This is a genomic window from Cohnella laeviribosi DSM 21336, from assembly GCF_000378425.1.
In the GTDB taxonomy this organism is placed as follows: Bacteria; Bacillota; Bacilli; order Paenibacillales; family Paenibacillaceae; genus Cohnella; species Cohnella laeviribosi.
Map to the genome: position 1 here is coordinate 1 of NZ_KB899858.1, position 21,326 is coordinate 21,326.

The following is a 21,326-nucleotide window of genomic DNA, read 5'->3' on the forward strand; positions in this document are numbered from 1 at the left end:
TTTCCGCCGCCGACTGCCGATCACACTAAGCGCTTCTCCACAACAAGGTGAGGGGACCAACTCTGCACATCGAACTGAAAACGCCGGGAGTCTTCTCAACCAGCTCATACTCTGTTACAATGATCATGTTGGGTAGGGGATGCATCCCGTGAGCCTGTTGCTGCAGGCCCACATAAAAGGGAAGCATCCTTTTCCTTTTCTGTGATACGGTCATTATATTCAGCAACTTCCGGACAGGCAATCCCATCAGCAATTGGACGTTATGCTTCAGCGGTAACAGCATATTTATTGGACAGTTTAGAACCAATAATTTGTTTCTTCTCCCTTTCAGGAAATTGTATCACATTTTTATAATCATGATGTATGATGGACATTCACCTAAAATGCTCCCTTATCGACTGCCCCCTCCAAGCAATAAAATCATACGAGCATGATCATCCCATTTTAAATTCCCTACTATGTCAATAGACAATAATTTATGTCCATCCCACTCCAATCCCTTGCTGTACAAGGGTTTTCAGGACTTGAGGAACGAGTTGGTACAAAATGGGGGGAAATAAAAAGTGTCCGCCAAATTGGAAGAAATTAGGGGAAAAGTGGAAAGGGAGCACGAAAACGGAACGTTGGGAAATGTCCAGGGAAATATTTGAGGGAACGAGGGGGCAGGGATAAGGGAAAGGACAAAGGGGGAGGGTATATTGGGACAAAGCCTGATTTATCACCCCCTTTTCCCTTTCACCCTCTCCCCCTACCCCTTTCCAAAAGACGAAGCCGAACAGGTGATCAGGCATGAACCCTAACACCGCTCGGCTTCTTGGACATTTTTTATTGTCCCTGGACAGTTTTTATTTTCCCAAGACGGGATTTATTTGACGATGATAAATGTTACTGCTCACCGCACCGCCTTACTCCACCGTCACGCTCTTCGCCAGGTTGCGCGGCTTGTCGACGTCGTGGCCGAGGGCAAGCGAAGCGTAGTACGCCAGCAGCTGCAGCGGGATGACGGACAAGGCCGGAGTCAGCAGCGGGATCGTGCGCGGGATGGCGAAGACGCGGTCGACGGATTTGGCGATTTCGTCCTCGAAGCCTTCGTTGATGATGCCGAGCACGTTGGCGCCGCGCGCTTTGACTTCCTTAATGTTGCTAAGCGTCTTCTCGCGGAGGTCTTCCTGCGTGATCAGCGCGATGACCGGCACGCCTTCTTCGATCAGCGCCAGCGTGCCGTGCTTCAGTTCGCCGGCGGCGTACGCTTCGGAGTGAATGTACGAAATCTCCTTCAGCTTCAGCGACCCTTCCAGGGCTACGGCGTAATCCACGCCGCGTCCGATAAAGAACAGGTTGTGGTGCTTCGCGATCGATTCCGCAACCGTCTTGATCGTCTCCCCTTGGGCGAGAATGCGCTCGACCTGCTCGGGAAGCGACTGCATGGCGGCCAGCACGTGGGCGATATAAGTTTCATCCTTCGTGCCGAGCACTTGAGCCATATGCAATCCGAGCAGATAAAAGGCGATCAGCTGCGAAGTGTAAGCCTTCGTCGAAGCGACGGCGATTTCAGGCCCGGCGAGCGTGATAATGACATCGTCCGCTTCGCGGGCGACAGAGCTGCCGACAACATTCGTAATGGCCAGCACGCGGGCGCCGTTGCGCTTCGCTTCCCGCAGCGCGGCCAGCGTATCGGCCGTTTCGCCGGATTGGCTGACGACGATGACGAGTGTCTTCGGCGTAATGATCGGCGAGCGGTAGCGGTATTCCGAAGCGACGTCCGTTTCGACCGGAATGCGGGCAAGCTGCTCGATGACCGTCTTGCCGACGAGTCCGGCATGCATGGCCGTGCCGCAAGCGACGATATGCACGCGGTCGATTTCGCGAAGCTGCTCCGGCGTGATGCTCAGCTCGGTCAGCGCCACGGAGCGGCCGTCTTCGCTCAACCTTCCCCGCATCGTATCCCGGTACGCCTTCGGCTGTTCGTGAATTTCCTTCAGCATGAAGTGATCGAAGCCGCCCTTCTCGGCGGTCATCAGATCCCAATCGACATGGAACACTTCCTTCGTGATGAAGTTTCCTTCGATCGTCATCAGCTCGACGCCGTCGCGCGTCAGCACGGCCATTTCGCCGTCGTTCAAAATATAAATGTCCCGCGTATGCTCGAGAATCGCCGGAATATCCGACGCGATAAATTTCTCGCCTTCCCCGATCCCGATAATGAGCGGACTGGCGTAGCGCACAGCGACCAGGCGGTCCGGCTCGTGTTCCGTCAGCACGCCGAGCGCGAACGCGCCGCGCATTTTGCGCACGGCCTTTTGCACCGCTTTGACGATATCGCCTTCGTAGAAAGCCGCGATCAGGTGAGAAATGACCTCGGTATCCGTTTCGGATTGGAAACGGTGGCCTTTATGCATCAGTTCTTCTTTCAGCTCCAGGTAGTTCTCGATAATGCCGTTGTGCACGACGGAGAATTTCGAGGAGCTGTCCGTGTGCGGGTGGGAGTTGACGTCGGACGGCTTGCCGTGCGTCGCCCAGCGCGTATGTCCGATCCCGACCGTGCCGCGCAGCGGATCGTCGCGAAGACGTCCCTCCAGATTCGCCAGACGCCCGACCGATTTCGTAATTTCCAAGCCGCGTTCGGTGAACACGGCAATGCCCGCCGAATCGTATCCCCGGTATTCGAGCTTTTTCAATCCTTCAAGCAAAATCGGCTGAGATTGCCGATGACCAATATATCCTACAATTCCGCACATAAGCAAACAGACCTCCGTTTCGGGTACCGGCAGCAGCCGAGACGAACCGAAACCAAGCCGCAGGCCGTTGGAGGCCGCAACAAACGAGAGCCTGCCCTGTCAACGAGCAAACCTTGTCCGGTTAAAGCCCAAAGGCAACGCCTGTTCGACAGGCGCGTCCGATTCAGCAATGACGATTCGAATTCCGGATAAAACGGCTATCCTTGCCGAAGCATCGCTGAAATCCAATGTCCGCCGGAAGTTATCGTATGGACGTGACCAGCCAGCCGTCCTCTGCGGTCGATCCCGGTCCGTCGCATTTGTGCCGTCTCTTTCTCGTTTGGATCGTGCCGGAATATTGGCCGCCCGGTCGCCCTGGCGATTTGTCTTCCGGCTGTTCGGCCCCGATCCGGGCCGGGAGGTCCCCGCCGAACGCTTCGAACACCTCCACCTCGTCAACTTGCCGCCTTGCGGATTTCGCCTCGCTTCCCCTTCGTTAGGAACCCGCTTCATCCGTTCCGTTTCCGCCCGAAGCTTACGGAAAGCCGCTCGATCCGGCGACAAGTTCTGGCGCTTATCTTGCTGATTCGTGCTGCCCTCGCTTTCGTTTCCGTAATAATACCCCTATCATATTCGTTTTCCGCTCGTCTTGCAACTGCAAGCAGGCGATTTCCCGGGAAATGACAAGAACCTCCGGCTTTTCGATACCGGAGGCTCCGCACGTTTCGACCTTATGCCAGTTCCTTGCGAATGACGGCGGCGATGCTTTCGACATGCCGTTCGATCTCCGCGCGGTCCGGTCCCTCCGCCATGACGCGAATGAGCGCTTCCGTCCCGGACGGCCGCACCAAGACCCGGCCGTTGTCGCCGAGTTCCCGCTCGGCGGAAGCGACCGCTTCTTCGATCGCCTTGTTGCCCGCAAAACGGCTTTTGTCGGCCACGCGAACATTGACAAGCACTTGCGGATACTTGCTCATCATTTGTTTGAGTTCGCTAAGCTTTTTGCCCGAAGCGACAACCGTATCGACAAGCTGCAGAGCGGTCAGAATGCCGTCTCCCGTCGTATTGTAATCGAGGAAAATGACATGGCCGGACTGCTCCCCGCCGAGATTGTAGCCGCCGCGCACCATTTCCTCCATCACGTAGCGGTCGCCCACGGCCGTCTTCACCGTTTTCAGCGACAGCTTCTCCGCCGCTTTGAAGAAGCCGATGTTCGCCATGACGGTCGTGACGATCGTATCGTGCTTCAGGCGGCCGTCCCGCTTCATCGCTTCGCCGCAAATGCACAGGACGAAGTCCCCGTCGACCTCTTCGCCGTTCTCGTCGATGGCGATCAGGCGGTCGGCATCCCCGTCGAAGGCGAGTCCGATGTCCGCGCCATGCTCCTTGACCTTGGCTGCGAGCATTTCCGGATGCGTAGAGCCGACTCCGTCGTTAATGTTCAGGCCGGTAGGCTCGGCGCCGTAAGCGTAGACTTCGGCCCCCAGATCCCGGAAAATGGCGGGAGCAAGTTCGTAAGCGGCTCCGTGCGCGCAGTCGAGCACGATCTTCAATCCCTTGAACGAATGGCGAACCGTTGTCTTCAAGTATTCGAGATAGCGGAACTTGGCTTGCAGGTCGCTCGTCTCCGTCCCGATGCCGCCGCCGATCGGGCGCGGGAGCGTATCTTCCGGCGCATCCATCAGCTTTTCGATTTCCGCTTCCGTCTCGTCGAGCAGCTTGAAGCCGTCGCCGCCGAAAAACTTAATTCCGTTATCCTCGACCGAATTGTGCGAAGCCGAAATCATCACGCCGGCGTCGGCGCCCAGCACTCGCGTCAAATAAGCGACGGCCGGCGTGGACACGACCCCGATCCGAATGACATCCGCACCGATCGACAACAATCCGGCCGCCAGCGCGTTCTCCAGCATCGGCCCCGAAACGCGGGTGTCCCGCCCGATCACGACTTTGGGCCGCGCCGAATTTCCCGCCAATACGACTCCGCCGCACCGGCCCAGCTTATAGGCGAGCTCCGCCGTCAAATTCTGATTGGCAATGCCGCGTACTCCGTCTGTACCAAAGTATTTCCCCATAAGTCTTGATACCTTCCCCTTCGTTTGCTACTCTCCGACAACCGGCTCCGCATCCGGCGGAGGGCTCTCGGTGTGTTGGTTTGTGCCGCCTTCCGTACCGCTGTCCAAGGAGCCGCCGCCCTGTTCGGCCGCCGGCTCCCGGGGCGGCGCCGTCGCCGCCTTCGGATCCGTAATCTCCACGGTAACCGAGACGTTGCCGCCCGCCTGGTCGATAAAGCGCGGCGTGTTCACGACGAGCGGCACCGTGTGCACGCCGGGGCCCCGCCCGCTCAGGTCGGCCACCACGTCGACATCTCCGGGCTGCAGGCTGTCCAGCATCGCCGGCGCGCCCTTCAGCGTAATATCGACGACGCCCGTGGACGGATCGGTAATCTTGACGTCCAACCCGTCGGCCAGACCCTCGATCGAAACCGGTAGTCCTTGCAGCGTACGCGTCTGCGACAGCACAACCTCCACGCTGACGGTCACTTCCGTTGGCGAAATCGCCATAATATTCGGAGGCGCGGTCAGCGGGATGGTCACCTCTTTCGACTTTGTCAAATCGTCAAGCTTAAGGTCCGCTTCGATAAACTCGATTTTGTCCAGTTCGACCTGCGGCCCGTAAATCGTCACCTGCTCGGTCTTCGGCCTGAAACGGGAAATGCTGAGCCCCGACGGCAACGAGCCGACCAGCTTGAACTGCAGCGGCACCGTCTTGAACGGATTGGTGATCGGCACTTCCACCTCCAGCACGGCGGGGTCGATCTGCGCTCCCTCGATCACGTTTCCGTTTTTGTCGAATGCCTGCAGCTTGACGCTTTTGTTCTTGATATTTTTGCTTTGCCCTTCGACCGAAACGGAGGCGCCGACATGATCCACCCTGCTCATCTGGCTCTCCGGGAGCGTCACATGCACCCGGTTGGTCGGACTGAGAATGGGCGTTCCGGCCTTGTAGCCCTGCGCCGGCGTTCCCGTTACGGTCACCTTGGCTTCGAATTCCTTCGTCTGCAATTCCTCGACAAACACGGTGACGGAGGTAGGCGACAGCGATACGACATCGATTCCGCGCGGCAAATTCGCCCACAGATTCAGCGTATGTTCGCCTGCCGTTACCGTGCTCAGGTCGACTTGGACCTTGTAGTCCTCCGCGCCCAGTTTGAGCAAATCGGACTTCGTCCCCCGGACGACCATTTTGACCGTCTTCGGCTCGATTTTTTGCAGTACGAAACTCCGCTCGTCCAAACCGTAATATTGGACCTTAACGTCGCTAATCGTCTTCGTTTGCAGCTGGCTGGGCGGCGTTGCCGACATATTGTTGGCTTCCGGAAAATGAACGACCGCCCACAGAAGAATGCCGAGCGCCAGCGCGACAAGCTTCATGGCCGTCGGATGGTTTAGCCATTTATCCACGGCCGCCACCTTCTTTCCTTTTCCAGAACGCCAGCATTCGCCCTTTCTCGCCGGCTTTCGCTCTCGGACGAAGCTCGTCGAACAGCTTGGAGATGAGCGATTCTTCCTTGATGTCGCGCACCACTTGTCCGTTCATCGCAAGCGATACTTGTCCCGTCTCCTCGGACACGACAACGGAAATCGCGTCGCATACCTCGCTGATGCCGATGGCCGCGCGATGGCGCGTGCCGAGCTCTTTGCTGATGAACGGATTTTCCGATAGAGGCAAGTAGCACCCCGCTGCCATGATTTGGGAATTGCGCACAATGACGGCTCCGTCGTGCAAAGGCGTATTCGGAATAAACACGTTGATCAGCAGCTCCGAACTGATGGTCGATTCCATCTTGATGCCGGATTCGATGTATTCGTTCAGGCCCGTCGTGCGCTCGAACACGATCAGCGCCCCGATTTTGCGCCGGGCCATGTAATTAACGGCTTTAATGACTTCGTTGATGGTGTGGCTTACGTCCTCGTCGACCGCGATCGACCGGACGAACAGCTTGCCCCTGCCGAGCTGCTCGAGCGCTCTGCGCAGCTCCGGCTGGAAAATAATCAGAATCGTCACGACGCCGAACGTAAACATCTGGTTCATCAGCCACTTCAGCGTATACAAATTAAGCCAGGTGCTGAGCGCCCAAGTGATGACGAGCAAAAAGATCCCCTTCAGCAACTGGACCGCGCGCGTACCCCGGACAAGCTGGATCAATTTGTATATCAGGTAACTGACGATAAGGATATCTGCGATGTCCTTGATGGCGCCAAACCACGTCAGCGTGCGAAAATACTCCAAGACGCACCCCCCAATCCGGCGTCTCGATCGGTTTCCCGAATCTTGTCAGAATACGCTTAGTTTATATCTCTTCTCACTTCTCTACTCCTGCACGGAAATCCTTTTTGCCAACAAAAAAACCTCCCTAAGTCCCAGGGAGGGACCCGCTTAGGCCGGCCGCGGCAAGGCGTGCCGTCATGATCCGTAAGCGAGCGTATCGAACCAAGAGGTCAGTTTGTACCATGCCCAGTCCATCGCCCGGTCGATTTCCTTGACCTTGCCCGCGATATGGGCGGTGGAAGCCAGCGTCACGTTGCCGTCGATTACGGTCAGGTTGCCGTCGACTTCCCCGAGCACCTGCAGTTCTCCGTTCTCAATGATGAGATCGCCTTCCACTCTTTCGCCTTCGGGCACGATGACGGTTCTGCCCTTGACGACGACATGCTCCAGGTCGTCGCCTTTGAGCGACAACTGCTGCCCTTGATTCCACATCGCGACGAAGCTGGACAGCATAATGAGCAGGAAGATCGCTGCCGCGGACATACCCGGATGACGGCGGACCCAGGTCGTCCAGGACTTCGGACTCCGCGTCCGGGGGAGCGACTTCATGATTTTATGCGTCAAATCTGCAGGAGCGGCTTCAACCGGCATCGCCCGAAGGAGCGCCTCGGTATGCTGCATCGACTGAAACCGAGCTGCGCATGCGGGACATTCGGACAGGTGATGCTTCAGCTTACGCCTTTGCTCTAAGGGGAGATCCCCATCCAGATATTCGTGCATGTATGCGATGGCGTCGCCGCACTTCATATGAGCCATCCCTTTCTACACCCGGAGATTGCGCTCCGTGAAGTTGCTTCTCCTTTATTTGTACGTTGGCCAAACGGGTCGGTTTCATTTTCGCCGCGTTTAACTCTACAATTTAGGCTCCAATTTTTTCCGCAGAAATTCCCGGCCCCGATGCACCCGCGTCTTGACCGTCGTCACGGGCATCTCGAGCACTTCGGAAATTTCCTGCAGCGACATATCCTGAAAGTAGCGGAGCGCCATAACGGCTCTATATTTGAGGGGAAGGGTTTCGATCGTCTCGTGGATGATACGCTGCGTTTCCGACAGCAAAAGTTCGCTCTCCGGCGTACGGTCGTCGCTCGGCATCATGGCATAACCGTCCAGCCCCTCGTGGTCCGACGACTCGGCGTCGAGGGAATAGACCGGGCGCCGTTTGCGGAGCCGGTCGATGCACAAGTTCGTCGCGATGCGGTAGATCCACGTCGAGAACTTCTGGTTCTCGTCGTAGCGGTCCAGATGCTTATACACGCGCAAAAACGTCTCCTGGACGATATCCTCCGCTTCCTGACGGTTGCTCATCATCCGGTTTGCGAGGTGAAACAGCTTGTCTTTATACAATTCTACAATTTCCGCGAACGCCCTTTGGTCGCCCTTGCGGGCCAGCCGGGCCAGTCGCGTCTCCATTGGCCTCACCGTCAGTCCTCCGATTCGTTCCGATCTGGGCGGGCATCGCGGCGACAAGTCGCCGAATTCTAGCAAAATCGTAATTCAATTCATAGAAAAAATCAACGTTGTCCTTTATGCGCAAAGCAGGTCCGGTCGCCCAAACCTGCTTTGCATTTCCTTCCTATCCGTTATCCGGTGCGAAGCCGGCCGACCCGCGCATCAGCCCGTGTTCCGCATGCCAGCGGCGATGCCGTTGATCGTGAGCAGCACTTCGCGCAGCAGCTCCGCGTTGTCCTCGCCTCTTGCGCGCAGCTCGCGAAGCTCCGTCAGAAGCTGGACCTGAAGGTAGCTCAGGGGGTCCACATAGGGGTTGCGCAGCCGGATCGATTCCTGAATGACCGGCACATTGTCGAGAATGTCCTCTTGGCCGGTGATCGCCAGAATCATTTTCTTCGTGCGGTCGAATTCGTCTTCGATCAGCGTGAAGATGCGGGAGCGGATCGTCTCGTCCTTGATCATGCCCGCGTACTTCCGGGCGATCAGCAAGTCCGCCTTGGCCAGGGCCATCTGCAGGTTGTCGATCAGCGAAGCGAAGAAGGAATATTCGCGGTACATCTTGCGAAGCGTCTCCAGCTTGCTTTCGTCGCCGGCGATGTAGCTTTCAAACGCGGTTCCGGCAGCGTACCACGCCGGCAACAGGTAGCGGCTTTGCGTCCAGGCGAACACCCACGGAATCGCCCGCAAATCCTCGAACCGTTCGCTGTTTTTGCGCTTGGCCGGGCGGGAGCCGATGTTCAGTTCCCCGATTTCCGGCAGCGGCGTCGATTCCTTGAAGAACGTCATGAAATCCGGATCGCGGAAAATCAAGTCTTGATATTTGGTCTGGGCCGTTTGCGAAATGCCGATCAAAATTTGCTCCCATTCCCGCTCCGCCGCCTGCTCGCCGGACGGATGCCGCGACAGGTATGCCGCTTTGATAAGGGCGCTCGTCGCCTGCTCCAGGCTGCGGTACGCGATGCCCTGCATCGAGTAGCGGGAGCTGAGCACTTCGCCCTGCTCGGTAATCTTGATGCCTCCGCCGATCGTATGCGGGGGTTGGGCGAGAATGGAACGGTTAAGCGGCATGCCGCCGCGTCCGAGCGCGCCGCCGCGTCCATGGAAGAATTTCAGCTTGACGCCATAGTCTTTGGCGATCCGGGTCAGCTCGTTGAGCGCCACGCGCAGTTCCCAGTTGGCGGTCACCATGCCGCCGTCCTTGTTGCTGTCGGAGTAGCCGAGCATGATTTCATGCAGGTTGCCCATCGCTTCGACCGTTTTGCGGTATACCGGCAGCTCGAACAGCTTCTTCATAATGGCCGGCGCGGCATGGAGATCGTCGATCGTTTCGAACAGCGGCACCGACTGCAGCGTACAGACGACGGAACCGTCCGGCTCCCGGCGGAAGAGGCCCGCTTCCTTGGCGAACACCATGACCTCGAGCATGTCGCTTGCGCCCTGGGTCATGCTGATCAGGTAGCTGGTAATGCAGTTTGTCCCGAATTCGTCCTGCGCCCGGTAAATCGTCCGGAACACCTCGAGACATTCCTTCGTTCCTTCCGACAGACTTTCGCTGGCGTGCAAAAGCGGGCGGGAATCGGACAGCAGGCGGTGAAGCAGCTCGATCTTGTCCTCTTCGGAAAGCTCCGCGTAATTCGGCGTCACGCCCGCTTTGGCAAGCACTTCCGCCATCGCGTTTTCGTGCTCTTTGCTGTGCTGGCGGATGTCCAGCGTCGCCAGGTGGAATCCGAACAGCTCGGCCTGGCGGATCAATTTTTTCAAATGCGTGTCGGCCACAAAGTCGGCAAAATGGTGCCGCAGGCTCCGGTCGATCAGCTGCAGGTCGCCGATAAACTCCGATACCGAATGGTAACGTTGAGGCGTGCCCTTCAGCTTTTCGTCGCGCATGTTCTGCAGCTTTTGCAGCATGTAGGTCAGCTTGACGCGGTAAGGCTCCTTGTCGTTGGTCCAGGGTTCGATCGTGCGGAGCTCGACCTGGGCGCGGTCCTGCTCGATCGATTGCAGCAGTTCGTCGGTAACCCTAACGATCGACGTGCTGAAGCTCATCTTCCGCATGAGCGACCGCAGCAGCGTCTCGTATTTATGAATGGCGAGCCCTCTTTGAATGTTCAACGTGCGCCAGGTGACGCTTGCGGTGACGGACGGGTTGCCGTCGCGGTCGCCGCCGATCCAGGAGCCGAAGCGCAAAAACGTCGGCACGTGCCAGTTCCGCTCCGGATAATATTTGCTCAAACATCGCTCCAGTTCCTCGTAAACGTCGGGCAGCGCGTCGAACAGCGTTTCGTTGAAATAGTACATGCCGTTGCGCACTTCGTCGATAACCGTCGGCTTGCGGTCGCGAAGCTCGTCCGTCTGCCACAGCGTGAGCACTTCGTTAAGCAGCTTCTCCCGAAGCTTCTCCCGCTCGCGGTAGGTCAGCGTCGGGTTGTCGAGCTCCATCATTTCGTCGGCGATCCGCTTGTGAATGTCCAGAACGGCGCGCCGCATCGCTTCCGTCGGGTGCGCGGTCATCACCAGTTCCAGCGAAATGCCGGACAGCAGCTCCTGCACTTCCTCGATCGGCAGGTTGCGCTGTTTCAGCTCCTGGACGGCGCTCTCGATCGAACCCGGCTGCACCTTTTCGCCCGCCGAGCGCTCGTAGTCGCGCTTGCGGCGAATGCGGTGGTTTTGTTCGGCAATGTTGACGAGCTGAAAATAAATGGCGAAAGCCCGAATGACTTGATGACGGACTTCCGGGTTCAGGCTGCTGATCGTGTTGATGAATTCTTCGTATAATTCCGGAACGAAATCGGCGCGCAGCGCCTTGCTCATCTCGCGGATTTTCTCGACATGGTCGAGCAGTTCCCGTCCGCCCTGATGCACCAGCACTTCGCCAAGAATATTCCCCAGAAAACGAACATCGCGTCGCAGCAGGTGATTGGAAGAAGAACGGTTGGATGGGGCCAAGTCTGACATACGTTTCACCTCAAACCTTACAATTCGGCTAAAACACTCTAACTGTTATCATACTACAAAGCCCCCCGAAAATCTCCTTTTTTCTTTCCCTTTCCCCATCGCAAGCGGCGCCCCTCCTTGCGCAGCCGCCGTCCCGGCGGGGCTTGGAGGGGCGCCGTAGGCCCGTTTAGTCCCGATTCGATTCCATTAATTGCATCAGGTTATAAATCATTTGCGCGCTTTCCGCGCGGCTGCCTTCGCCCATCGGACGGAACTCGCCTCCGGCGTTTCCGTTGACAAGTCCCAGCCGCCCGGCCGATAGAACCGCCTCCCGGGACCATTCGGGAACGGAGGCGATATCGCGGAAGGCCTTCGCCTCGCCGCCGGACGCCACCTGCTGGCCCGTAGCATATTCGTACGCCCGGACGATCATGACCGCCATCTCCTGGCGGGTGATGCGCTTTGCCGGCTCGAACGTTCCGTCCGGACCGCCTTGCACGATGCCTGCCTGCGCCAGACGCGCGACTTCGCCCGCGAACCATTGGTCGGGGGCAACGTCCTTGAAGGAAGCGCCCGCTTCGCCGGTTAAGCCCAGCGTTCTCGCGAGCATGGCCGCGAATTCCGCCCGGGTGACCGGCCGCTCGGGAGCGAACCGGCCGTCCGCCTCGCCTTTGACCGCGTGCTTGGCCGCAAGCCGCTTGACCGCCTGAGCCGCCCAATGGCCGTCCTTCAGATCGGAGAACGTCTTATCGTATTCCAGCGCCGCATACACGCTGAAATGATTCAGCCTGGCCGTAATCGTCCCGTCTTTTACCGTCCCTCCGACATACTCGGCATTGCTGCCGTCCAGATAATAAATGCCGACCAAATGGAGGTCTGCGCCTTCCGGCACAGGCAGCGAGATGACGACCGGCCGCCCGAACGCGTCCGCTTCCGTGACGTTGCCGCGCTTGTCCGTAAGCGTCAGCGAGAATTCGAACGCTTCGCCTGCCGGACGCAGCTCGGCCCCGCTAAGCGTCTCCGCCCGGTTCAGCATCTGCTGCAGCCGCTCTTCGGTCACCGCATTCGCCTTGAACCGGATCACGCTGTCCGCCAGCTCCTCATCGGTCAGCTTGCCCGCGAACGGCGCCAACGCTTCGGACGGCAGGACGACGGTCATATTTTTCGCCTGAATGACCAGCGATTTGCCGGCCGGGAGTTGTCCCGCGCTACCCGGCAGCACCAGCTCCGTCAACGCTTCGGGCAGCGTAAGCCGGATCTCGTCCGAAGTCCGCAGCCCGTCCAGCTGCTCCTTCGTGACGTTCAGCCGTCCCGGCGACTGCTTGCCGCCGTCATCGCTTGCGCCGGCCGGGGGAGGAACAGCGATCGGATCGGCGATCACGCGGATGTTGGCGGTCGCCGTCTTTCCTTCGTATACGGCGGAGATGACGCTCGTGCCCGCGTTCAGCGCGCGAAGGATGCCGGAGCCGTCGATTGCGGCGACAGACGGTTCGCTGCTGTCATAGACGACGCCCTCCGTGAGCGTGAAGCGTCTGCCGTCCCCGTACACCAGCTCCGCCACGGTCGGCGCCGTTTCGCCGACCCGCAGCGATTCGGGGCCCGTCAGCCGCAGCCGGCTCTCCCCGGCTCCCGGCGATTCCGGCGCAACGCGCAGCAGATACGCAGCCGTCAGTCCTTGATAGGTCGCCGAAATTTCGGTCGTGCCCTCCGCCAGCGCTTCGACCCGCCCGCTTGCGTCCACCGTGGCAACCTCCGGACGGCTGCTGTAGTAAACCGCACCTTCGGTCACGGTCTCGCGCAGTCCGGACGCGTATACCGCCACCAGCACCGACCGGTCGGACTCGCCCGGCGCAAGCTCCGGCTTGCCGGACAGCTCGAGGGACGCCAATTCGTCCGGAACGTGGATGACGCTTTCCCCGTAATAACGCGCCGACTGTGCGCTGGAAGCTCGAACGACGGCGTCTCCGGGACGAAGCGCGACAACCGTTCCGTCCTCCGATACGGAGACGACGCCCGGCGCCGTTTCGCTCGCCACCGACCAGACCACTTCTCCCGGCGGCGCCACGAGCGCGTTCAATTGGAGCCGTTCGCCCATCCGCAGCTCCGCCTCCGCCGGATCGACCGTTATCGCCGGTTTTTCCAGCTCGAACGTATCCACAACCCGCCCGTCGATCGTCTTCGTCTCTACCGTCAGCTTGCTGCCGCTGACGACGACGGAGGAGAACATTTGGACATCCTCGTCGTTATAAATGTACTGCCAAGGCCTTGGCGTCAAATCGTAAAACTTCGGCCCGGTCGCCCCCGGAATGATATAGGTTGTCCCGTCCCCGTCCGCGGCGGGCGCGTTGCCTTTCATCGGATAGGTGCGCAGGTAAATGTGATCATGCCCGTTCATGACGAGATCCACGCCGAATTCGTCGAACACGGGGGTCCACTCGTTCCGCACGACTTCGGTGTCGTAGATGCTCCCGTACGGACCGCGGTGGAAAAAGACGATTTTCCACTTCTTGTCCGTTCCGGCCAGATCGCTGCGCAGCCACTCCTTCTGCTCGGCATAATCGTATTCGCTGTTCAGCACGGCAAAATGAATATCCTTATAATCAAAAGAATAGTTCGTGCCTTTTTGACGGTCCGTACCGTTTTGCGGATGGTTGAAGTGGGCCAGGAAATCCCCGTTCCCCTTCGTGCCCGTCACCTCGTGGTTGCCGACAACCGTTACGACGGTCGTGCGCATGAGCTGCTCCTGAGCCTGCGAGAACCACCAGTTCCATTCCTGCTCCTTGAACCCGTTGTCGACCATGTCGCCGAGATGGACGACAAATTCCGCATCCGGGTTTTCGTCCATCGCTTTTTTCAGCGTATTCCCCCAGATCGTAAACCCGGGCAGATCCGCCGCCTGGGAATCCCCGAACACAAGGAACTCCGTGCTCTCTCCCGTTAACGGCGCCGTCTCGAAAACGCCTTGCGCGCTGTAATGGCCTTCGCCGTCGCCGACCCGGTAAACGTAGGCCGTTCCGGGCTCGAGATTCTCCACTGCCGCTTTATGAACGCGAATCGTTCCCAGATCGAGCGTATTATATAGGTAACTGTTGCCTGTCACGCGCAAAACGTTGGACGACTCGAAACCGGCGAATTCCGAAGCTTTAGCCAGTTCCACGACCGACGGTTCCGTATTCGGATGCGTATGCCACGTGAATCCGCGGGAAGTCGCGGGGTCCTGTCCCATCGTCACGCTGATGTTGCTCGGCGTCTCCGATCCGGCCAGCTTCAGCGTCGTAAAGGAGACGATCTCGCTGTGCCGCTCGCCTTTTACCGCCTGAAGTTTATAGGTCTTCACCGCCGCCGTAAGCGCATCGGTGCGAAGGATGCCGTCCGCGTCCGTCACCAGCGTTCCGTCGCCGACCTGGACGCCGTCCGCGATCAGCTTCGCGCCTTCGACCGGACGGCCTTCGGCATCCGTAACCGTAAAGGTCGTGGTAAAGCCCTGTCCGATCTTTTCATCCCAGCTCAGCTTCAGCTCATGCAAGATTGCGGACTGAAGCGGCGCGCCCAGGTAAGGTTTCGGCTCGTCCGCGCCGGCCAGCAGCAGCGACGAGGATACAAAGCCGATCGTATGGGTGCCCGACGCGGTTCCGTTGACCCTGTAGGCAATCCGGGCCAAGACGTCGCTGTCCGCAAGCGCCGACGATTCCAGGCCGTTAAACGCCACGCGCACAACCCCAGTCGCCGGATCGACCGATGGCTCCATCTGGCCGTCGGCAAGCTTATCCCCCTTGATGACCGACAACTCCGATACGACGCTCGGATCGAATTGGAGTTCGAGATGGCCGCCGCTTAGCGTAGACGCCTTATCGGCCGTGATGTCGACGGTGTACAGATGACCGGCGTAGACCTCTTTGGGCGTATCGTACTTCAGCTTGGCCATGCCCGTATCGACGCTGAAATTCCACTCCTTGATCGTCTGGTTGCCGGACAAATCCCGTACGGCCAGCTTCGCGCGGTGATAGCCGTCTTCAAGCGGAACGGCCGGCTTGTACGTTACGCGTCCTTCCGGCGGGTACAGGCTGTGGCTCACCAGAACTCCGTCGATATAAAGCCGGATCGTATGCGGATCGATCAAGGTCGTGCCGGGATGCGAAACCGGGTCGTACCCGTCGTCTTCGGCATACGCATAAATGTCCGGATTGCCCGTCTTGACCGTTTCGTTATCCGCAGGGTGGACGTCCTTGATGATCGGGGGCGTGCGGTCCTCTTCGAGCGGCCCGTAAATCGCCCGGATTTGATCGACGTAAATCGTTCCCGACGTTTTGTTCGCGTTGTTTGTTTCCATATACCGGACCGGCAAATCGATCGTCAGCGGCGCAGCTTTCCCTTTCGGCACGGCGGCCTCCACGTATTTCCAACCCGTCCAATCGACGCCCGTCGTCTGATCGGTAAAATCGACAGGGAACGCCGAGCCGCCGCCGTCCCGCATTTGCGCGCGCAGCCAATGCTTCTTCCCGTCGCCGTATACCCACATGCCGATTTTCTCCGGATAGCCCGGCACCTGAATCCGGACGTCCGCGGATTTCGTCGCGATGTAAGCGCCCGAGGTTCCCGTCTTGCCGACGAAATCGTAGGTCAGCTTGATCGACGCATTGCCGGAACGCACAAAATCCGGGTCCGTCTCAAGCGCGATCGCCGCCGAATTGTAGGCCGCACCCGATGCCGTATAGCGGTCGATCCCGTTTTCGAAGTCCTCGAGCACAACCGGAGGCAGGCCCACATTCACATCCATCGAGGTTTCGACATCCTTGTACCTGACATGGATTTTGCCGCTTTTGCCGCTTTCGGTCGTGGCCGTAAACACGCCGTTGCCGTCGATCGTACCGATATCGCCTTCGACCCGCCATTCGAACGCGTCGTTGCTTGCCTGAATCACTTGCCTGTCGCGCAGCGCGGTCACGGACAGGACGGCGGACGCGCCGGAATGGAACGTCTTGATGGCATCCGGGAATTGGAGTCCGGTCAGCCGATCGACGACCTCGATTTCCGCCGTCCCCCGCAAAGCTTCGGACACCGCCGCCACCTGTCCGCTTGCAGCCGCTTGCCCGGCGGTAAACATGCCGTCCGCGTCAATCGTTCCCAGCTCCGGTTCGACGCTCCAAACCGGCTGACCGCTCCAGGCGGCCGGATGCCCGGCGGCATCGACCGCGGCCGCCTCGAACTTGAACGAAGAACCGGCCAAAATCCGCTCCTCGTTCGGCATCACAACCAGCCTGGATGCCGCTTGTTCCGGCGCCGTATTCACGAGCAGCAGGGCGTTGCCGGTCGAACGCTCGCCGCCGTCCGAGCCTTGGTTCAGCATCTTGACGCCCGCCGTTCCGGGCATTCTTGCCACGAAGGTAGATGACCCGCCCCCGTCGAGATTCATCGCGTTCACGACGCCGATATCCTTCAGAATGCGGGCCAATTCCTCCGTCGTCACGCCTTCGCTGAAACCCGGCGCCCGCCCGTCGATTTCAAACAGCACGATCGAACCGTCCGCCTTCGTGCCGATCGCGGTGCGCGGATGCACGCCTTCCGGGCCTACATTCGTCTGGACGACGCCGTCCTTGATCAGCGGCCCCTTGCCCCCGATGGCCACCTTCACGTCATGCCACTCGCCGCTCAGCGCGAAGCTGGCCGTAATTTCGTCCCCGACCTTCAGGCCGCTCAGCAACGCCGTTTTCGTACCGGAGGCGGACAATACGACGGTTCCTTCCGCCAGCGGAGCGTCTCCCTGATTGGCCCGAATTTCGGTTACCTGAAGCCGCATCGTCTGTCCGCTTTTCACTTCGCCTTCCAACACCTTCAAAACCGCTTCCGTACCCAGAGCCGTCGTCTTCGTCGATGTGCTGTAATCGGGCGTATAGAGGACGAGATGATTCGTGTCCCGGTAGCGGTTAATGCTGGTGAGATTCGTCGTCTCCCCTCCGATCGTCACCGTCATCGTCAGCTTCGGCGTTCCGTAAATCGACGTGCCGTCGCTTTTCAAGCCGAAGGCAAACGAACTGCTGTTGCTGTTCAAAATCCGCCCTTCATCCATAAACAACCCGTCGGGCACCCCTGTCGCGTATCCCGTCAGATCGTAGAAGTCGCCGTTGATGCCGGCGATGACCCGGTTGCCCGGCGCGTCGGCATAAGCCGCCATCTGCGTCACGCCCTGCATCCCGTAGACTTTCCCCGACTTCGTTCCCGCTCTCAGCTCAAGATTCGAATTTTTCGGGTCAAACTCCACGAAATGCATTTTTTCAAGGCCGCGCTCGATCTCCATATTGTACCAGGTATAAACCGCCCCCGGAGCGAGCTCGGTTTTGCGCGCATCCACCACTTTTCCGAACCCGGTGGCCGGCGCTTCCGTCATAGCCGCATAAAGAGTCGCATACGGTTGAACGACAAACAGAAACGCAAGAAAAAAAGGTAATAAAACCTGCCTCCGCCGCAACTGCCTCTTCATCGCACTGCATCCCCCTATTCCGTTAATCTGCTGGCTTGCCGTACAGGATTCCGTTCCGTACAAGCATACAGCCATCATCATAACGGAGAAATGTAAAGACAAATTCTGGTTTCGGTAAAGCCGTGTTAAACGTGTGCGGTAAGCAAGCGTTCGGCAGTTTCCAAAGGAGTCAATCGGTTCAAAGGAATTTCAACATCTGGAAATAATTGACGATCTTGCATTACAATAAAGGAAGCGGAAAACGGCAAAAGCCATGGGTGGAGCAAAATTTCAAAATATAGCGCTATAAGAAAAATAATTCTTCGACATCTTCTTTTTTCCTCCCTTTCCGCCCCGTTTTTAATCGTTTTTTTCCAAGCGTCCTGCGGAGCTCGATCAAGTCCGCCGTGTTTGGCGTTTATAAAAAAGAATGGAGGCGAATGAACTGGAGACGTTCGGCAGAGGTTGTTTGTACATCATCATCGGCATTATCGTATTGATGGTTCTGGCGTTCATAATCGGAGGGACGATTACGATTCCGTGGTTTATTGTCATTCCTCTCGTGATCCTGGCTTTCTGGATCGCTTCGAAGAAAAACAAGTCCTGACGACCGGCATCGGGAATAAGCGCGCAAGGTTGTTCCAAGAGTCAAATGGACAAACAAAAAAAATGATGGGAGAAGTTAAGGATGAAATCCGGACGGTTTCTTTCCGTGCTGATGGCTGTCAGCTTGATTTCCGCTGCCGCCCTGCTTCCTGATCCAGCGCCTGCGAAGGCGGCAACCCCTGCTTACGCGCAGTTGAACTTAATCGGCGGAGGAACGTTGTCCGTCGGCAATGCTTGGGTCAAAAACGGCGTCTCCTACCTGGATTCCTCCGTCCTTGCGAATTTTGGTTTTGAGATGCACTGGAACGATACGAAAACCCGCGCCGAATTCAAAGCTTTCGAAAAAAGCTTCGCCGTTCGGACCGGAAGCCGCATCGGCATCCTGGACGGCCAAAAAACAGACCTGGGCGGCGTTCCTTTTGTGTATCGGGACACGCTTTTCCTCCCGGCCTCTTTCATGGTCAAGACGCTCGAAGGCAAGTCCCTCCGTTGGGATCCCAAGACGAAAACGATCATAGCCGACGGCTTGCATACCTATCGCGGACATACGGAAGTATTCAACGGCGCCGTTTACTCGCTTTCCTATGAAACAGGGGATTTGCGGGTTTCGGCCGGAAACGGCCCAAAACGCAAAATCGCCAATCTGGGCACCAAGCTGGACATCGTCGATTTCAAATTCGAACAGACTCCGAAAGGCCTGATTTTGCTGCGGATTCGAAATGTTTACGGCGAGCCGCATATCCATTACGAGCATTTTCTTTTTCTGTTGAAAGACGGAGGCGTCATTCGGCAAACCTCTACCTATTTTCGCGCTTCGTTTAACGATCCTGCCCTTTGGTCGGACGGCAAAATCCTGATGAATGACGGCATAACGCTGCGTCTGATTGAGGACGGGACCGGACAAGTCGCGGAAACGGTGAATCTTGCGGAACTCATGGGCGAGGACGACTCGTCTGCGTCTTACTATAATGTTGAAGGATTTTTCCCGGATTTCGCGCTGATTCGGCCGTTGGACACCGGGATCCTGACGCTTGTCAATCGAGGTACGGGCGAACAAGTTCCGCTTTATCGGGTGTTTTTCGATGAAGAGCTTCAGCAGAGGGTGGAGCAGTACGCCCCCATGATTCTAGGAGATTTTCTACGGTTCACCGGGCGAGACGGCGACCGGCTTACGTTTACGTATTACAACGGGAAAGAAGATCTCATCTTTACGTACGACCTGCCCGCTTCCGCGTCATAACGATCCAAGATCCAAGGGCTTGTCCTTGGCCATCTGCGATGGCTTTCGGGACAGCCCTTATTCGTCCGTTTTCCAAAACAAAAATGAGTGGGACTTCTGATGCTCGGGGATGAGTGAGCAGGGGAGAAGGAGAGTCATCCTGGAACTTTTCTTGCGCGCCCTTGCAAATCGCAAAGGTTGGAATAAGCTGTTTACAAAACGCTCTGGGAGGAGGGATGCAGCATGTCGTTTCCGTTGTTTCCCCCATTCCCTCCCTTTTTTCCACCAATCCCGATTCCGCCTCCGCCTATACCTCCGACGCCTCCCGTTCCGCCAGCTCCACCGCCCCCTCCGGCGCCTCCTGCTCCGCCAGGCCGCGGATCGCGCGGGCGTCTGTTGATCCCTTTTGCACCATAAAGCCTGATTATGCCGCAACGTTCCGATTTTGATTTTGAACCGGCTCCGGTGCTCCATAACTGCCCCATAAGGCCACAATGTAGATCCATTTGTCAAACAAACAAAAATAAAAAAGCCTTGTTCAAGGCTTTTTGGCTTCTGCATTTATGGAGCGGGTGATGGGAATCGAACCCACGCTACCAGCTTGGAAGGCTGGAGTTCTACCATTGAACTACACCCGCGCGTATTCGTTAAGTGGTCGGGACGACACGATTTGAACATGCGACCCCCTGGTCCCAAACCAGGTGCTCTACCAAGCTGAGCTACGTCCCGTCAAACGGTTTTGTTGCGTGGCGCGCCCTGAGAGATTCGAACTCCCGACCTTTAGATTCGTAGTCTAACGCTCTATCCAACTGAGCTAAGGGCGCATAAATATGGAGCGGACGAAGGGATTCGAACCCTCGACCCTCGCCTTGGCAAGGCGATGCTCTACCTCTGAGCCACGTCCGCATACCGCAATGGTGCGCGTGGAGGGACTTGAACCCCCACGGTTGCCCGCCAGATCCTAAGTCTGGTGCGTCTGCCAATTCCGCCACACGCGCATGGGCAATCGCTGATAACCGCGTAACCAATCGAGTGTGACTCGAAAAAAATTGGCTGGGGATCTAGGATTCGAACCTAGGAATGACGGAGTCAAAGTCCGTTGCCTTACCGCTTGGCTAATCCCCAACGCGATTATGGTGGAGGCTGAGGGGATCGAACCCCCGACCCTCTGCTTGTAAGGCAGATGCTCTCCCAGCTGAGCTAAGCCTCCGGGATAAGTGGTGACCCGTAGGGGATTCGAACCCCTGTTACCTCCGTGAAAGGGAGGTGTCTTAACCCCTTGACCAACGGGCCATAACTGGAGCTCTCAACCGGGATCGAACCGGTGACCTCATCCTTACCATGGATGCACTCTACCTACTGAGCTATGAGAGCTTGAAGTTCGACCTGGCAGCGTCCTACTCTCCCGGGACCCTTCGGTCCAAGTACCATCGGCGCTGGAGGGCTTAACGGTCGTGTTCGGGATGGGTACGCGTGGTTCCCCTCCGCCATTGCCACCAGATCATTTATCTTTCAAGGCTTACACCTTGATAACCGGATACGAAACGAAGCGCTGTTGTCGAAGCTTTAGGATAAGCCCTCGACCGATTAGTACTCGTCAGCTCCACGCGTTGCC

11 protein-coding genes, 9 tRNA genes and 1 rRNA gene are annotated in these 21,326 nt (G+C 57.9%); 2 read left to right on the forward strand and 19 right to left on the reverse strand.

All coding sequences use genetic code 11. The features are described 5' to 3' along the window. Window positions 1-905: 905 nt before the first annotated feature. The 9 genes from glmS to F560_RS0120085 form a co-directional block, all read right to left on the reverse strand. A complete protein-coding gene (gene glmS / locus F560_RS0120045) occupies window positions 906-2,738 on the reverse strand; it encodes a glutamine--fructose-6-phosphate transaminase (isomerizing) (protein ID WP_019007534.1) in 1,833 nt (610 codons plus the stop codon). A gap of 241 nt (window positions 2,739-2,979) precedes the next feature. Then, complete coding sequence (locus tag F560_RS0120050; protein ID WP_019007535.1) at window positions 2,980-3,168, reverse strand: hypothetical protein; 189 nt, start codon at window positions 3,166-3,168, stop codon at window positions 2,980-2,982. A gap of 280 nt (window positions 3,169-3,448) precedes the next feature. Next, complete coding sequence (gene glmM / locus F560_RS0120055) at window positions 3,449-4,789, reverse strand: phosphoglucosamine mutase (protein ID WP_019007536.1); 1,341 nt, start codon at window positions 4,787-4,789, stop codon at window positions 3,449-3,451. Between the two features lie 27 nt (window positions 4,790-4,816). Beyond that, window positions 4,817-6,178 (reverse strand): CdaR family protein, encoded by a 1,362-nt coding sequence (locus tag F560_RS23810; protein WP_156829067.1) that lies wholly within the window; start codon window positions 6,176-6,178, stop codon window positions 4,817-4,819. Then, window positions 6,171-7,007 carry a diadenylate cyclase CdaA gene (gene cdaA / locus F560_RS0120065; protein WP_019007538.1) on the reverse strand — a complete coding sequence of 279 codons (837 nt, stop codon included), beginning with the start codon at window positions 7,005-7,007 and terminating at the stop codon, window positions 6,171-6,173. Before cdaA ends, F560_RS23810 begins: the two co-directional genes overlap by 8 nt. A 174-nt stretch (window positions 7,008-7,181) precedes the next feature. Continuing rightward, window positions 7,182-7,802: a zf-HC2 domain-containing protein gene (locus tag F560_RS0120070; RefSeq protein ID WP_245554916.1), complete on the reverse strand. Its 621-nt coding sequence runs from the start codon at window positions 7,800-7,802 to the stop codon at window positions 7,182-7,184. A 96-nt stretch (window positions 7,803-7,898) separates the two neighbouring features. Further along, entirely contained in the window at window positions 7,899-8,456 is a 558-nt protein-coding gene (gene sigW, locus F560_RS0120075; protein ID WP_019007540.1) for an RNA polymerase sigma factor SigW, read from the reverse strand. 201 nt (window positions 8,457-8,657) lie between these two features. Then, the gene (ppc, locus tag F560_RS0120080; RefSeq protein ID WP_026298425.1) at window positions 8,658-11,450 is read right to left on the reverse strand and encodes a phosphoenolpyruvate carboxylase; all 2,793 of its coding nucleotides are present in this window, start codon (window positions 11,448-11,450) and stop codon (window positions 8,658-8,660) included. Between the two features lie 166 nt (window positions 11,451-11,616). After that, a complete protein-coding gene (locus F560_RS0120085) occupies window positions 11,617-17,907 on the reverse strand; it encodes a phosphodiester glycosidase family protein (protein ID WP_019007542.1) in 6,291 nt (2,096 codons plus the stop codon). Between the two features lie 409 nt (window positions 17,908-18,316). Between F560_RS0120085 and F560_RS25725 the strand changes: the two genes are divergently transcribed. Then, window positions 18,317-18,493, forward strand: a complete 177-nt coding sequence (locus F560_RS25725) for a hypothetical protein (protein ID WP_020621299.1) — start codon at window positions 18,317-18,319, stop codon at window positions 18,491-18,493. A gap of 81 nt (window positions 18,494-18,574) precedes the next feature. Then, window positions 18,575-19,732 (forward strand): stalk domain-containing protein, encoded by a 1,158-nt coding sequence (locus tag F560_RS0120095; protein WP_019007544.1) that lies wholly within the window; start codon window positions 18,575-18,577, stop codon window positions 19,730-19,732. Window positions 19,733-20,275: 543 nt separating this feature from the next. Here the strand turns inward: F560_RS0120095 and F560_RS0120105 are convergent. The 10 genes from F560_RS0120105 to rrf all read right to left on the reverse strand — a co-directional run bounded on the left by F560_RS0120105 (window position 20,276) and on the right by rrf (window position 21,212). Beyond that, window positions 20,276-20,349 (reverse strand) — tRNA-Gly (locus tag F560_RS0120105). A gap of 14 nt (window positions 20,350-20,363) precedes the next feature. Next, a tRNA-Pro gene (locus tag F560_RS0120110) sits at window positions 20,364-20,440 on the reverse strand. An 18-nt stretch (window positions 20,441-20,458) separates the two neighbouring features. After that, window positions 20,459-20,535 (reverse strand) — tRNA-Arg (locus F560_RS0120115). Window positions 20,536-20,542: 7 nt separating this feature from the next. Beyond that, a tRNA-Gly gene (locus F560_RS0120120) sits at window positions 20,543-20,617 on the reverse strand. 9 nt (window positions 20,618-20,626) lie between these two features. Further along, window positions 20,627-20,709 (reverse strand) — tRNA-Leu (locus F560_RS0120125). Between the two features lie 52 nt (window positions 20,710-20,761). Further along, a tRNA-Gln gene (locus F560_RS0120130) sits at window positions 20,762-20,836 on the reverse strand. Window positions 20,837-20,845: 9 nt separating this feature from the next. Next, window positions 20,846-20,921: transfer RNA gene (locus tag F560_RS0120135), tRNA-Val, on the reverse strand. A gap of 8 nt (window positions 20,922-20,929) precedes the next feature. Beyond that, a tRNA-Glu gene (locus F560_RS0120140) sits at window positions 20,930-21,004 on the reverse strand. A gap of 5 nt (window positions 21,005-21,009) precedes the next feature. Next, window positions 21,010-21,085 (reverse strand) — tRNA-Thr (locus F560_RS0120145). A gap of 10 nt (window positions 21,086-21,095) precedes the next feature. Beyond that, window positions 21,096-21,212, reverse strand: a 5S ribosomal RNA gene (gene rrf, locus F560_RS0120150). Between the last annotated feature and the right edge of the window lie 114 nt (window positions 21,213-21,326).

Bases quoted from the DNA above. Each gene is read 5' to 3' on its own strand.
- F560_RS0120070 (WP_245554916.1), bottom strand. From the start codon at position 7,802: ATGGCTCATATGAAGTGCGGCGACGCCATCGCATACATGCACGAATAT.
- F560_RS0120085 (WP_019007542.1), bottom strand. From the start codon at position 17,907: ATGAAGAGGCAGTTGCGGCGGAGGCAGGTTTTATTACCTTTTTTTCTT.
- glmM (WP_019007536.1), bottom strand. From the start codon at position 4,789: ATGGGGAAATACTTTGGTACAGACGGAGTACGCGGCATTGCCAATCAG.
- sigW (WP_019007540.1), bottom strand. From the start codon at position 8,456: ATGGAGACGCGACTGGCCCGGCTGGCCCGCAAGGGCGACCAAAGGGCG.
- glmS (WP_019007534.1), bottom strand. From the start codon at position 2,738: ATGTGCGGAATTGTAGGATATATTGGTCATCGGCAATCTCAGCCGATT.
- ppc (WP_026298425.1), bottom strand. From the start codon at position 11,450: ATGTCAGACTTGGCCCCATCCAACCGTTCTTCTTCCAATCACCTGCTG.
- F560_RS25725 (WP_020621299.1), top strand. From the start codon at position 18,317: ATGGAGGCGAATGAACTGGAGACGTTCGGCAGAGGTTGTTTGTACATC.
- F560_RS0120095 (WP_019007544.1), top strand. From the start codon at position 18,575: ATGAAATCCGGACGGTTTCTTTCCGTGCTGATGGCTGTCAGCTTGATT.